The sequence below is a fragment of the Nocardioides sp. CPCC 206347 genome, from assembly GCF_048654605.1.
Lineage (GTDB): Bacteria > Actinomycetota > Actinomycetes > Propionibacteriales > Nocardioidaceae > Nocardioides.
In genome coordinates, this window is the sequence record NZ_JBMCYZ010000002.1 from 376,599 (window position 1) to 388,925 (window position 12,327).

At 69.3% G+C, this 12,327-nt stretch carries 14 protein-coding genes; 12 read left to right on the forward strand and 2 right to left on the reverse strand.

The features are described 5' to 3' along the window. Positions 1-14 precede the first annotated feature (14 nt). The 11 genes from ACOACQ_RS08095 (at position 15) to ACOACQ_RS08145 (ending at position 9,511) form a co-directional block, all read left to right on the forward strand. Complete coding sequence (locus ACOACQ_RS08095) at positions 15-2,549, forward strand: FHA domain-containing protein (protein WP_378596120.1); 2,535 nt, start codon at positions 15-17, stop codon at positions 2,547-2,549. A gap of 36 nt (positions 2,550-2,585) precedes the next feature. Continuing rightward, positions 2,586-3,641 carry an LLM class flavin-dependent oxidoreductase gene (locus tag ACOACQ_RS08100; RefSeq protein ID WP_378596118.1) on the forward strand — a complete coding sequence of 352 codons (1,056 nt, stop codon included), beginning with the start codon at positions 2,586-2,588 and terminating at the stop codon, positions 3,639-3,641. 201 nt (positions 3,642-3,842) lie between these two features. Beyond that, positions 3,843-4,064: a translation initiation factor IF-1 gene (gene infA / locus ACOACQ_RS08105; protein WP_028656368.1), complete on the forward strand. Its 222-nt coding sequence runs from the start codon at positions 3,843-3,845 to the stop codon at positions 4,062-4,064. A gap of 43 nt (positions 4,065-4,107) precedes the next feature. Further along, positions 4,108-4,221 (forward strand): 50S ribosomal protein L36, encoded by a 114-nt coding sequence (rpmJ, locus tag ACOACQ_RS08110; protein ID WP_056707964.1) that lies wholly within the window; start codon positions 4,108-4,110, stop codon positions 4,219-4,221. A gap of 164 nt (positions 4,222-4,385) precedes the next feature. Then, positions 4,386-4,763 (forward strand): 30S ribosomal protein S13, encoded by a 378-nt coding sequence (gene rpsM / locus ACOACQ_RS08115; RefSeq protein WP_056707962.1) that lies wholly within the window; start codon positions 4,386-4,388, stop codon positions 4,761-4,763. A 56-nt stretch (positions 4,764-4,819) separates the two neighbouring features. Beyond that, complete coding sequence (gene rpsK, locus ACOACQ_RS08120) at positions 4,820-5,221, forward strand: 30S ribosomal protein S11 (protein ID WP_038681087.1); 402 nt, start codon at positions 4,820-4,822, stop codon at positions 5,219-5,221. Between the two features lie 18 nt (positions 5,222-5,239). Next, the gene (gene rpsD / locus ACOACQ_RS08125) at positions 5,240-5,848 is read left to right on the forward strand and encodes a 30S ribosomal protein S4 (protein ID WP_378596117.1); all 609 of its coding nucleotides are present in this window, start codon (positions 5,240-5,242) and stop codon (positions 5,846-5,848) included. A 129-nt stretch (positions 5,849-5,977) separates the two neighbouring features. Continuing rightward, positions 5,978-6,997, forward strand: a complete 1,020-nt coding sequence (locus tag ACOACQ_RS08130) for a DNA-directed RNA polymerase subunit alpha (RefSeq protein ID WP_378596116.1) — start codon at positions 5,978-5,980, stop codon at positions 6,995-6,997. Positions 6,998-7,219: 222 nt separating this feature from the next. Next, on the forward strand, positions 7,220-7,777 hold the full coding sequence (rplQ, locus tag ACOACQ_RS08135; RefSeq protein ID WP_378596115.1) for a 50S ribosomal protein L17: 558 nt from the start codon (positions 7,220-7,222) through the stop codon (positions 7,775-7,777). A 97-nt stretch (positions 7,778-7,874) separates the two neighbouring features. Then, entirely contained in the window at positions 7,875-8,891 is a 1,017-nt protein-coding gene (locus ACOACQ_RS08140; protein WP_378596114.1) for a 4-hydroxy-3-methylbut-2-enyl diphosphate reductase, read from the forward strand. Beyond that, the gene (locus ACOACQ_RS08145; RefSeq protein WP_378596113.1) at positions 8,891-9,511 is read left to right on the forward strand and encodes an L-threonylcarbamoyladenylate synthase; all 621 of its coding nucleotides are present in this window, start codon (positions 8,891-8,893) and stop codon (positions 9,509-9,511) included. The genes ACOACQ_RS08140 and ACOACQ_RS08145 overlap by 1 nt, the downstream gene beginning before the upstream one ends. Before the next feature lie 13 nt (positions 9,512-9,524). On the opposite strand, the gene ACOACQ_RS08150 is transcribed toward ACOACQ_RS08145, so the two are convergent. Together ACOACQ_RS08150 and ACOACQ_RS08155 are read right to left on the reverse strand one after the other, a co-directional pair. Then, positions 9,525-9,947 (reverse strand): DUF6542 domain-containing protein, encoded by a 423-nt coding sequence (locus ACOACQ_RS08150; RefSeq protein WP_378596112.1) that lies wholly within the window; start codon positions 9,945-9,947, stop codon positions 9,525-9,527. A 19-nt stretch (positions 9,948-9,966) separates the two neighbouring features. Continuing rightward, the gene (locus ACOACQ_RS08155) at positions 9,967-11,046 is read right to left on the reverse strand and encodes an ABC transporter ATP-binding protein (protein ID WP_378596110.1); all 1,080 of its coding nucleotides are present in this window, start codon (positions 11,044-11,046) and stop codon (positions 9,967-9,969) included. A gap of 81 nt (positions 11,047-11,127) precedes the next feature. Here ACOACQ_RS08155 and ACOACQ_RS08160 point away from each other — a divergent pair, with 81 nt between their 5' ends. Continuing rightward, positions 11,128-12,252, forward strand: a complete 1,125-nt coding sequence (locus tag ACOACQ_RS08160) for an ROK family transcriptional regulator (RefSeq protein ID WP_378596109.1) — start codon at positions 11,128-11,130, stop codon at positions 12,250-12,252. Positions 12,253-12,327 lie beyond the last annotated feature (75 nt).

A 12,327-nucleotide genomic window follows, 5' to 3' on the forward strand; every position in this document is an offset into this window, starting at 1 on the left:
CCGACGAGGACTCCGTGGACCGACTCCAGGTGCAGTGGTCCGGTACCACCCGGACCTTTGATGGTCCGCGGGTCGTCATCGGCCGTGAGCTCGACTGCGACGTACCCGTCACCGACGGCCGCGCCTCGCGCCACCACGCCGTCATCCAGGTCGAGAACGGCGCCTGGGTGGTCGTCGACTCGAGCAGCAACGGGACCTTCGTCGCCGGCGAGCGGATCACGCGGCTGCCGTTGCGGGGCGGTCCGGTCAGCCTGCACATGGGCGGTCCCGCGGGCGAGGCCGTCGTCGTGACCGTCCTCGTGGGCCAGTACGGCGGCCCGTCGGCCCATCAGGCGCCGCCGGTCCAGCACCAGGCACCACCGCCGTACCAGCCGCCGACGCCGTCCTCCCGGCCCGTGCCGACCCCCCAGCCCAACGCACAGCCGACGCCGCAACCGACGCCCCAGCCCGAACAGCTCGGCGGCGAGTTCTGGAAGAACCTGCCGCCGCCGCAGGTGCCGGCCAGCGGTGCGCCGGTGGACGCCTGGCGTCCGGTGGGCGTGCTGCCCCCGGGACAGCTCCCGCACGGGCACTCCGTGGTCCTGCCTGCCCAGGTGCAGGCCGGTCGCTCCCTGAGCATCGGCCGCGACCACGCCAACGACATCGTGCTCGACGACGCACTCGTCAGCCGGCGCCATGCGCGTCTCGATCCGCCGACGGCGACGAGCCTGGCGGTGCTGCACGACCTGGGTTCGTTCAACGGGACCTTCGTCAACGGCCACCGCCTGCAGGGCGCCGTCCAGCTCCCCGTCGGGTCCGAGGTCATCGTCGGGAACCAGACCTTCCGCTGGGACGGCCACCAGCTGGTCGCCTCGGCGACCGCCCACGAGTTCACGCTGTACGCCGACGGCCTCACCCAGGTCGTCGCCGGGGGCAAGCGGCTGATCGAGAACATCTCGTTCAAGCTCGAGCCGCGCAGCCTGACGGCCGTCATCGGCCCGTCGGGTGCCGGCAAGTCCACCTTGCTGGGCGCGCTGACCGGCCTCAAGCCCGCCAGCCACGGCCGGGTCATCTGGCAGGGCCACGACCTCTACCAGCACTACGACCAGCTGCGCTTCCAGATCGGCCTCGTGCCGCAGCAGGACATCCTGCACCCGCAGCTCAAGGTGCGACAGGGCCTGCGGTTCGCGGCCCAGCTCCGGCTCCCGCCGGACACCACGGCGCAGGAGTGGGACGCCCGCGTCAACCACGTCGCGCACCAGCTCCAGCTGGTGCAGCGGATGGAGAACCGCATCGGCACCCAGCTCTCGGGCGGTCAGCGCAAGCGGGTCTCCATCGCGACCGAGCTGCTCACGGCGCCGCCGCTGTTGTTCCTCGACGAGCCGACGTCGGGCCTCGACCCCGGCCTGGACCTCGAAGTCATGCGCCAGCTGCGCAGCCTCGCCGACGACGGTCGTGTCGTGATGGTGGTGACCCACTCGGTGCTCGCGCTCGACGTGTGCGACAACGTCCTGGTCCTCGCGCCGGGCGGCCGGATCGCCTACTTCGGCCCGCCGGCCGGCGTACTCGCACACTTCGGGAAGACCAACTACCCCGAGGTCTTCGACCTGCTCGACGACCCCGACCTGTGGAGCCGGATCCCGGTGCCGCAGCACGCGGTCGACACCTCGTCGGTCCCGCGTCAGTCCCATGCCGGTTCGGTGCCGGCCCCGCCGCGCCAGTCGGTGGCGCGCCAGCTGTCGACGTTGATCAAGCGCAACCTGGCGGTCGTCTTCGCCGACAAGCTGCTGCTCGGCATGTTGATCCTGCTGCCCCTGATCCTCGGCGGCCTCAGCCGGCTGGTGCCGGGCAGCAACGGCCTCTCCCTCGACGTGACCCGCCGGGAGCGCACCCTTCCCGACGGCACGGTGGTCGAGTCCTTCGCGACCGGCGAGGCCTCCCAACGGTTGATCGTGCTGATCGTCGCGGCGTGCCTGATGGGCACGGCGCTGGCGATTCGCGAGCTGGTGGGGGAGCGCCCGATCTTCAAGCGCGAGTACGCCGTCGGCCTCTCGCCGGGCGTCTACTTCATCAGCAAGGTGCTGGTCCTCGGGACCGCCGGCTTCGTCCAGGGCCTCCTCGTCACGTTCCTCGCGACGGTCGGCCTGCCGGGCGCGGACGGCGACATCGGCACCTTGCGGGTCGCCATCGCGATCGCGTCCCTGACCTTCACGATGGTCGTCATCGGCCTGGCACTGTCCGCGGTGGTGACCAGCACGGAGCAGACGATGCCCGCGCTGGTCGGCATGGTCATGGTCCAGTTGGTGCTCTCGGGTGCGCTCTTCGAGATCGCCGGCCGCGTCCTGCTCGAGCAGATCGCCTGGCTGTCCCCGTCGCGCTGGGGGTATGCCGCCGCGGCTTCCGCGATGGACTTCACGCGGGAGACCGAGGGGACCGACAAGGAGGACTGGATCGCCCTCGGCGGTGGCGGTCACTACCTGATGGACCTGATGGTGCTCGGGGTGTTGTGCCTGCTCGCGCTCGGCGCCGGTCTGCTGCTCGCCAAGCGCAGCGCCACGTCGGACGACTGAGGGAATGTCCGGGGCGTCGTACGCCTTGGGTCAGGGATGACAACCTCCGGCCCCCACCTCTCCGTCCTGGACCTCGTGCCGGTCCGCAGCGACCAGTCGACGGGCGACGCGGTCGCCGCCACGCTGTCCCTGGCGCGCACGGCCGACGACCTCGGCTACCGCCGCTTCTGGATCGCCGAGCACCACAACATGCCGGCCGTCGCCGCGACCAACCCGGCGGTGCTGATCGGCCTGATCGCCTCGGTGACCGACCGGATCCGGGTCGGCTCCGGGGGAGTGATGCTCCCGAACCACGCTCCGTTGGTCGTGGCAGAGCAGTTCGCGCTGCTCGAGGCGACGTTCCCGGGACGGATCGACCTGGGCATCGGACGAGCACCCGGCACCGACCCGGTGACGAGCTGGGCGTTGCGCCACGGCGCCGGCGGTGTCACGGACGAGGCGGTCTCCCGCTTCCCGGAGTACGTCGACAACGTGCTCGCCATGATGGAACCGGCCGGCGTGGGCCTGGCCCTGCGCGGGCGCGAGCACGTGCTGAAGGCGACGCCGGCGGCCACGTCGGTGCCCGAGATCTGGTTGCTCGGCTCCTCCGACTACTCCGCCCAGCTCGCCGCGGCCAAGGGCCGGCCCTACGTCTTCGCCCACCACTTCAGCGGCTCGGGGACCAAGGAGGCGCTGGCGCTGTACCGCTCGACCTTCCAGCCGTCCGCCACGCTGGCCGAGCCGCGCACCTTCCTCACCGTGAACGCCTCGGTCGCGCCCACGGCCGAGGAGGCCGAGCGACTCGCGCTGCCGCAGCTGCTCCAGATGGCGGCGCTGCGCACGGGCCGGCCGCTGGCCGCCCAGCGCGTGGTCGAGGACGCCGAGCTGATCGTCGAGGCGGGCCTGCCGGGCGGCCACCAGGAGCTGATCGACGCCATGCGCAGCCGCTGGGTGATCGGTGACCCCTCGTCGGCCCGCGCGGCGCTGGAATCGCTCGCGGCGACGTACGACGTCGACGAAGTGATGGTGAACCCGGTCGGGGGTGCCTTCGCCGGGGGTGACCCGCGGTCCGCAGCGGCGCGCGAGCAGACCCTGGCCCTGCTCGCCGGCTGACCCCCGAGGGCTCGCAGATTGGGTGTTCACGGGTCGGAATGCATAAACTGGCGTGTCGGTCCAACGTGGGTTCGTGTGTGGTGCACAACTCGCGAGGTCCACTCTCGTTTCACCCGCTCCTCAGGCGTGCCCTGGGGTCCGGGACACGGGAGAGGTTCCCGGGCCACCGGTAGACAACTGTTCCCAACAAGATTGTGAGACATGGCCAAGAAGGAAGGCGTCATCGAGATGGAGGGCTCCGTCGTGGAGGCCCTTCCGAACGCCATGTTCCGCGTGGAGTTGAGCAACGGCCACAAGGTCCTCGCTCACATCAGCGGAAAGATGCGCCAGCACTACATCCGGATCCTCCCCGAGGACCGCGTGGTGGTGGAGCTCTCGCCGTACGACCTCTCCCGTGGACGGATCGTCTACCGCTACAAGTGAGCCACCGGCTCACCGTTACCGCCACTAGCTAGAAAGGGCTGACATGAAGGTCAACCCGAGCGTGAAGCCGATGTGTGACAAGTGCAAGGTGATTCGTCGCCACGGCCGCGTCATGGTCATCTGCGAGAACCCGCGTCACAAGCAGCGCCAGGGCTGAGCCAGCCCCAGCGCGACCCACAACTGAATACACCTCAATCAACGTGATCGCTTAGTCGCTGGCAACAGCGGCGAACCACCTCCGGAGCGGATGGCCGGAGCTGGGGGAGAACCCCCAGACGCATCACGACCACACCACCGTGAATTCCAAGGAGAACGCCTTTCATGGCACGCCTCGTCGGAGTCGACCTCCCGCGCGACAAGCGCATCGAGATCGCACTCACCTACATCTACGGCATTGGCCGTACCCGCTCCCAGCAGCTGCTGGAGGTCACGGGCGTCAGCCCCAACCTCCGTGTGCACGAGCTCGGAGATGAAGAGCTGGTCAAGCTCCGCGACGCCATCGACGCCGCGGGCATCAAGATCGAGGGTGACCTCCGTCGTGAGGTCCAGGCCGACATTCGTCGCAAGATCGAGATCGGCAGCTACCAGGGTCGTCGTCACCGCATGGGCCTTCCGGTCCGCGGACAGCGCACCAAGACCAACGCTCGTACCCGCAAGGGCCCGAAGCGCACGGTTGCCGGCAAGAAGAAGGCCAAGTGATCGATCGCCTCGTGCGATCTCACTGCCTCAGACCAGCTTCGACAAGGAGAAAATAGATGCCTCCCAAGGCTCGCGCGGGCGCCAAGAAGGTGCGCCGCAAGGAAAAGAAGAACGTCGCTCAGGGCGAAGCCCACATCAAGAGCACGTTCAACAACACGATCGTCACGATCACCGACCCCACGGGTGCGGTCATCTCGTGGGCCTCTGCCGGCACCGTCGGCTTCAAGGGCTCGCGCAAGTCCACGCCGTACGCCGCTCAGATGGCTGCTGAAGCCGCTGGCCGTCGGGCGATGGAGCACGGCATGAAGAAGATCGACGTCTTCGTCAAGGGTCCGGGTTCGGGCCGCGAGACGGCGATTCGCTCGCTGGGTGCGATCGGCCTCGAGGTCGGCACCATCCAGGACGTGACCCCCGCCCCCCACAACGGCTGCCGCCCGCCCAAGCGCCGCCGCGTCTGAGATTAGGAGCGTAGAGACATGGCCCGTTACACCGGACCCCTGACCAAGAAGTCCCGCCGCCTCGGCGTGGACCTCGTCGGCGGCGACGCCGCATTCGAGAAGCGTCCTTACCCTCCCGGCCAGCACGGCCGCGCGCGGATCAAGGAGAGCGAGTACCGCAACCAGCTGCAGGAGAAGCAGAAGGCGCGCTACACGTACGGCATCCTCGAGAAGCAGTTCCACAAGTACTACGTCGAGGCAGCTCGTCGCCAGGGCAAGACCGGCGACAACCTCATCACGCTGCTCGAGTGCCGCCTGGACAACGTGATCTACCGTGCCGGCTTCGCCCGCACGCGTCGTCACGCCCGCCAGCTGGTCAACCACGGCCACTTCACGGTCAACGGCAAGAAGGTCGACATCCCGTCCTTCCAGGTCACCCAGTACGACATCATCGACGTGCGCGAGAAGTCGCTCGAGATGACGCCGTTCATCGTGGCCCGCGAGACCCACGGCGAGCGGATCGTTCCGGCGTGGCTCGAGGCCGTTCCGAGCCGCATGCGGATCCTGGTGCACTCGGTGCCCGTCCGTGAGCAGATCGACCTGCCCGTTCAGGAACAGCTCATCGTGGAGTACTACTCCAAGAAGTGATCATGCGTGCTCCGGCCCGTCGCTCCCTCGGGAGCGCGGGTCGGGGCAACATGCGTTGCACGTCCCCTTCTCCATCCGCACCACATCTGGATCCTCATATAGCGGTCGATCCGGAAAGGAACGAAACAAGTGCTTATCGCACAGCGCCCCACCCTGTCGGAGGAGACTGTCGACCAGTTCCGGTCGCGCTTCGTCATCGAGCCCCTCGAGCCCGGCTTCGGCTACACGCTCGGCAACTCGCTGCGTCGTACTCTCCTTTCCTCGATCCCCGGTGCCTCGGTCACGAGCATCAAGGTCGACGGGGTCCTCCACGAGTTCTCGACCATCGAGGGCGTCAAGGAAGACCTCACCGAGATCATCCTCAACCTGAAGGGCCTGGTCGTCTCCTCGGAGCACGACGAGCCCGTCACCATGTACCTCCGCAAGTCGGGTGCCGGTGACGTCACCGGTGCCGACATCGCGCCCCCGGCCGGTGTCGAGGTCCACAACCCGGAGCTGAAGCTGGCGACCCTGGGCGACAACGGCAAGCTCGAGCTCGAGCTCGTCGTCGAGCGTGGCCGCGGCTACGTCTCCGCCGTCCAGAACAAGGGCGCCGACAACGAGATCGGCCGGATCCCGGTCGACTCGATCTACAGCCCCGTGCTGAAGGTGACCTACAAGGTCGAGGCCACCCGTGTCGAGCAGCGCACCGACTTCGACAAGCTCGTCATCGACGTCGAGACCAAGCCGTCCATCCTGCCCCGCGACGCCATCGCGTCGGCCGGCAAGACGCTGGTCGAGCTCTTCGGCCTGGCCCGTGAGCTCAACGTCGAGGCCGAGGGCATCGACATCGGCCCCTCGCCCGTGGACGAGCAGCTCGCCGCTGACCTCGCCCTCCCGGTCGAGGACCTGCAGCTGACCGTCCGGTCCTACAACTGCCTCAAGCGCGAGGGCGTCCACACCGTGGGCGAGCTCATCAGCCGCTCGGAGCAGGACCTGCTGGACATCCGCAACTTCGGTGCGAAGTCCATCGACGAGGTCAAGGCCAAGCTGCACGAGATGGGTCTGTCCCTCAAGGACAGCGCCCCGGGCTTCGACCCCTCGGCTGCGCTCGCCAACTACAGCGACGATGACGACGACGAGTCGTTCGTCGAGGACGAGCAGTTCTGAGTTGATGGTGCGAGCGTGTCGCCATCGGTGATCGCCACCCGGGCCTCCGGCCCGAGGGCGACCACCGAGCGGCTTCGCCGCAGGCGACACGCTGCCGCACCGCAGTCGAGCAGATCTGGACCACAGATTGCTTGGCGGCAAGACAAGACAACACCCCGGTACCTCAAACGGCCGGACCTATCACCCGGTACCTGACACGGCCGGGGAGAAACGAGAGAAGCAATGCCCAAGCCCAAGAAGGGTCCCCGCCTCGGCGGCAGCTCGGCGCACCAGCGCCTCATCCTCGCGAACCTCGCCACCGCTCTCTTCGAGCACGGCAAGATCACGACGACCGAGGCCAAGGCCCGCACCCTGCGGCCCTACGCCGAGAAGCTGATCACCAAGGCGAAGAAGGCCCACGCTGGCGAGAACCCGCTGCACCAGCGTCGCGAGGTCCTCAAGACCATCCGCGACAAGGGTGTCGTGCACTCGCTGTTCGAGGACATCGCTCCGACGTTCGCCGAGCGTCCGGGTGGCTACACCCGGATCACGAAGATCGGTCCGCGCCAGGGCGACAACGCGCCCATGGCCGTGATCGAGCTCGTGACCGAGGCGTTCACGCCGTCTGCTCCGAAGGCCCCCAAGGCCGAGCCCGCCGTCGAGGCTGCTCCGGTCGAAGAGGTCGTCGAGGTCGAGGAGACCGCTGAGGTCGAGGCGCCCGAGGCTGCTGAGGAGACCACTGAGGTCGAGGCTGAGGTCGAGGCTGCCGAGGAGACCCCCGAGGACTCCGAGAAGGCCTGATCTGCAACACCTGGCTGGCCCGGCTCGTTCCACACGAGCCGGGCCAGTGCATTTTTCCGGATTCGGGTGCCTGCCCGGGCGCCGATAGACTGGGACCATGAGCATCGACCTGGGGACCCCTCGCCTGATCGAGGACGGCCAGCGCGAGGTGCTGCTGGCAGCGCCCCGCGGTTACTGCGCCGGTGTCGATCGCGCGGTCGTGACCGTCGAGCAGGCGCTCGACCTCTACGGCTCGCCCGTCTACGTGCGCAAGCAGATCGTCCACAACAAGCACGTGGTGGCCAACCTCGAGGCGCGCGGCGCGATCTTCGTCGAGGAGCTCGACGAGGTCCCTGCGGGCGCCACCGTCGTCTTCTCGGCCCACGGTGTCTCGCCCGCCGTCGTCAACGAGGCGGCTGAGCGGTCCCTGAAGACCATCGACGCAACGTGTCCGCTGGTCACGAAGGTGCACCGCGAGGCCGTTCGATTCGCGGCCGACGGCTACACCATCCTGCTCATCGGACACGCTGGGCACGAGGAGGTGGAGGGCACCGCCGGGGAGGCACCCGAGCAGACCGTCCTCGTCGAGCATCCCGACGACGTCGACCGGCTCGAGTTCCCCGCCGACGCCAAGCTGGCCTGGCTCTCGCAGACGACGCTGAGCGTCGACGAGACGATGGAGACGGTCCGGCGGCTGCGCGAGAAGTTCCCGCAGCTCGAGGACCCGCCGAGCGACGACATCTGCTACGCCACCCAGAACCGCCAGGTCGCCGTCAAGGAGATCGGTGCCGCTGCCGACCTGGTCATCGTCGTCGGCTCCGCCAACTCGTCCAACTCGGTGCGCCTGGTCGAGGTGGCCCTCGAGGCCGGCGCCAAGGCGTCCTACCGCATCGACGACGTGTCCGAGCTCGACGAGGCCTGGCTCGACGGTGCCGCCGCCGTCAGTGTGACCTCCGGTGCTTCGGTACCCGACCACCTCGTGACCGAGGTCCTGGCCTACCTCGCCGAGCGCGGCTACCCCGACGCCCGCGCGGTCCAGACCGCAGAGGAGACCTTGGCCTTCTCGCTGCCCAAGGAGCTGCACCGCGACCTCAAGGCCGCAGGACGCAGCACCAAGACCGCCGTACGGCTCTGATGGCCCGCTATCTCGACGTCCACCCGGACAACCCGCAGCCGCGGTCCATCCAGCAGATCGTCGACGCACTGCACGACGACGCACTGATCGCCTACCCGACCGACTCGGGCTACGCCCTGGGCTGCCGGGTCGGCAACCGCGACGGCCGTGACCGGATCCTCAAGATCCGAGGGCTCGACGACCGCCACCACTTCACCCTCGTGTGCCGCGACTTCAGCCAGCTCGGCCAGCTGGTCCACGTCGAGAACGCGGCCTTCCGCGCGATCCGCGCCGTGACGCCGGGGCCGTACACGTTCATCCTGCCCGGCACGCCCGAGGTCCCGCGGCGCCTGCTGCACCCCAAGAAGAAGACCGTGGGCGTGCGCATCCCGGACCACGCCGTCGTGCAGGCGATCCTCGACCTGCTCGGTGAGCCGTTGCTGTCGAGCTCGCTGATCCTTCCGGGGGAGACCGAGCCCCGCACCATGGGCTGGGAGATCAAGGAAGACCTCGACCACGACGTCGACATCGTGGTCGAGGCCGGCGAGACCCCGGCCGAGCCGACCACGGTCGTCGACTGGTCCGAGGGCGCGCCCGAGATCATCCGCCGGGGCGCCGGCGACCCGGACCGCTTCGCCTGATCCGTCGACCAGCTCAGCGCGGGTGGCGGAGCAGGAACGACCGTCGTACGGCGAGCAGGGCCAGGCAGGCGCCGTACCCGAAGACCAGGGCGAGGGCATGTCCGGACAGCCCGGACACCGTCGCCTGGACGAAGCCGTCGTCGGTGCGGGCGATCGATCCCGGCTCGCTGATGCCGAGCAGCAACGCGATGAAGAGCATCGCCAGCGGGGGCAGGACGCCGACCGGGAAGAAGTCGGACGGCTGGACCAGCAGGGCCACGCCGACGCAGATCGTCACGAAGGCCAGGTCGTAGAACAGGCCGAGCCCGTCGCTGAGGACGAGGTCGAGCACGGTCACCGTGAGCAGCAGGGCCATGGCGAGTGCGATGAGCTCGCGCGCAGGCTGGCGGCCCTCTTCCCACAGGGTGGGGGACCGCTGTTCCCGGACGGTGCTCACGCCCCCACGCTAACGGCGGTCAGGGGCCGATCCGGCGACCTGTCGCCGTGTCGAAGACGTGGGCTGCTCCGGCAGGCACGGCCAGGTGCACGGTGTCGTCCGGCCCGACGTGGCCCCGCGACGGCAGGCGTACGGCGAGCGCCACTTCGCGGTCGCCGAGGTCGGCCGTGCCGTGGGCGAAGCCCTCGGAGCCGAGTTCTTCGACGAGGTGCACCTTCAGGGGGATGCCGTCGCCGGCGGACACCAACTGCCAGCCCTCCGGGCGGACGCCGATCGTCACTGCATCGGTGAGCCCGCTGCTCGTCGCCGCATCGAGGGAGAGGCGGTGGCTCCCGAGGAACACCTGGCCGTCGTCGACCCGAGCCTCGAGCAGGTTCATCTGCGGTGATCCGATGAAGCTCGCGACGAAGAGGTTGGCCGGGCGGTCGTAGAGGGCGAGAGGGGCGTCGATCTGCTGGATCTCGCCGGCGTTCATGACCGCGACCCGGTCGCCCATGGTCATCGCTTCCACCTGGTCGTGGGTGACGTAGACGGTGGTGACCCCGAGCTCGCGCTGGAGGCGGGCGATGTCGCTGCGGGTCTGGACCCGCATCTTGGCGTCGAGGTTGGACAACGGCTCGTCCATGCAGAACACCTGGGGCTCGCGCACGATCGCCCGGCCCATGGCGACGCGCTGCCGCTGACCACCCGACAGGGCCCTCGGTTTCCTGTCGAGCAGCTCGGTCAGGCCGAGGAGGGCGGCCACGTCGTCGACCCGGCGCTCCCTCTCCTCGCGGTCGACGCCGGCCATCTTGAGGGCGAAGCCGAGGTTCTCGCGGACCGACTTGTGGGGGTAGAGGGCGTAGCTCTGGAACACCATCGCGATGTCGCGGTCCTTCGGGGCCAGGCGCGTGACGTCCCGGTCGCCGATCAGGATCCGGCCCGCGTCGACCTCCTCCAGGCCCGCGAGCATGCGCAGGGTGGTGGTCTTCCCGCAACCGGACGGCCCGACGAGGACGAGGAACTCGCCGTCCTCGACCACGAGATCGATCCCGGGTACGGCGGGGGCGTCGGCGCCGTCGTACCACCGCTGTGCTGCTTCGAAGGTGATGCCGGCCATCGCTGCTCCTGCTAGGTGAAATGTGACGTGGATCGCTCGGAATGCTTGCACCTTATATGTTCGTATGGTGAACTAACAAACATGTCCTGGCGAACCCCGACGGATCGGGCCCCCCGTGACCGGATCAAGCTCCGGCGAGCAGACTCCCGTCGCCACCACCGCGCGATGCTCCTCCAGGAGCTCTTCGCACAGGGTCCGGCCAGCCGTGCCGACCTCGCGCGCAGCAGTGGCCTGACGCGCGTCACCGTGTCGGAGCTCGTGGCCGAGCTGATCGCCGAGGGGCTGCTCACCGAGCTCGGTGCACCGGTCGAGATCCGCGTGGGCAAGCCGCCGACACTGGTCGGGCTGGTCCCCGACGCCAAGCACGTCGTGGCCATCGACCTGTCGGTCGACGACCAGGTCGTCGGCGCGATCCTGAACCTGGTGGGCGAAGTCGTCGTCCGCGACGGGCGCCCGCTCGAGGGACGTCGGGGCGCGGACGCACTCGAGCTGGTGGAGGAGTTCACCGCCGATCTCGTCTCCCGCAGCACCCGCCCGCTGCTCGGCGTCGCCGTGGCCACGCCCGGCGTGGTCAGCCCGGACGGTGTCGTCCTCGACGCCCCCAACCTCGGCTGGCACGACGTCCCCCTCGCGGAGTCGCTCGGTGCCACCCTCGACCAGCCGGTCTACGTCGCCAACGACGCCAACACCGCCGTGACGGGGGAGTACACCTTCGGCGGGGGTGGCGAGGGCGGATTGCTCCTGCTCCGGCTCAGCACCGGTGTGGGTGCCGGCCTCGTCCTCGGCGGGACCGTGCTCCACGGCAACGGGGGCGCGGCCGGCGAGATCGGCCACGTCCAGGTCGACCCCGACGGCGAGATCTGTGCCTGCGGCCGGCCCGGTTGCCTGGAGACCTTCGTCGCCGTGCCGCGGCTGCGTCGACGGATCGGGGCGGGCGACCCCGAGGCCGTCCTGCGGGACGCCGGCCGGAGGCTGGGACAGGCCCTGGCTCCTGTCGTGGCCACCCTGAACCTCGGCGAGGTCGTGCTCAGCGGACCCGCCGACCTGGTCGAGCCACTGGCCCGCGAGGCCGAGGCCGCCATCCGGGACCGGGTCATGCCGGTCTCCTCCGCCGGTTTCGCCGTCCGGGTCTCGACCCTCGGCGACGACGGCGTCCTCGTCGGCGCCACCGGCGTCGTGCTCTCGGGAGAGCTGGGGGTGTCGTGACAGGGCGACAGCGCCATCGCGTGCGTCCAGCCAGCAGCGTCCGCGCGGTCCCACCGGGGCCGCGTCCAGTAGTGA

What these genes read in the sequence shown, in the direction of transcription:
- rpsK (WP_038681087.1), top strand. Translation starts at nt 4,820, where the DNA reads ATGCCTCCCAAGGCTCGCGCGGGCGCCAAGAAGGTGCGCCGCAAGGAA.
- rplQ (WP_378596115.1), top strand. Translation starts at nt 7,220, where the DNA reads ATGCCCAAGCCCAAGAAGGGTCCCCGCCTCGGCGGCAGCTCGGCGCAC.
- ACOACQ_RS08160 (WP_378596109.1), top strand. Translation starts at nt 11,128, where the DNA reads ATGTCCTGGCGAACCCCGACGGATCGGGCCCCCCGTGACCGGATCAAG.
- ACOACQ_RS08140 (WP_378596114.1), top strand. Translation starts at nt 7,875, where the DNA reads ATGAGCATCGACCTGGGGACCCCTCGCCTGATCGAGGACGGCCAGCGC.
- ACOACQ_RS08155 (WP_378596110.1), bottom strand. Translation starts at nt 11,046, where the DNA reads ATGGCCGGCATCACCTTCGAAGCAGCACAGCGGTGGTACGACGGCGCC.
- rpmJ (WP_056707964.1), top strand. Translation starts at nt 4,108, where the DNA reads ATGAAGGTCAACCCGAGCGTGAAGCCGATGTGTGACAAGTGCAAGGTG.
- rpsD (WP_378596117.1), top strand. Translation starts at nt 5,240, where the DNA reads ATGGCCCGTTACACCGGACCCCTGACCAAGAAGTCCCGCCGCCTCGGC.
- rpsM (WP_056707962.1), top strand. Translation starts at nt 4,386, where the DNA reads ATGGCACGCCTCGTCGGAGTCGACCTCCCGCGCGACAAGCGCATCGAG.
- infA (WP_028656368.1), top strand. Translation starts at nt 3,843, where the DNA reads ATGGCCAAGAAGGAAGGCGTCATCGAGATGGAGGGCTCCGTCGTGGAG.
- ACOACQ_RS08145 (WP_378596113.1), top strand. Translation starts at nt 8,891, where the DNA reads ATGGCCCGCTATCTCGACGTCCACCCGGACAACCCGCAGCCGCGGTCC.
- ACOACQ_RS08100 (WP_378596118.1), top strand. Translation starts at nt 2,586, where the DNA reads ATGACAACCTCCGGCCCCCACCTCTCCGTCCTGGACCTCGTGCCGGTC.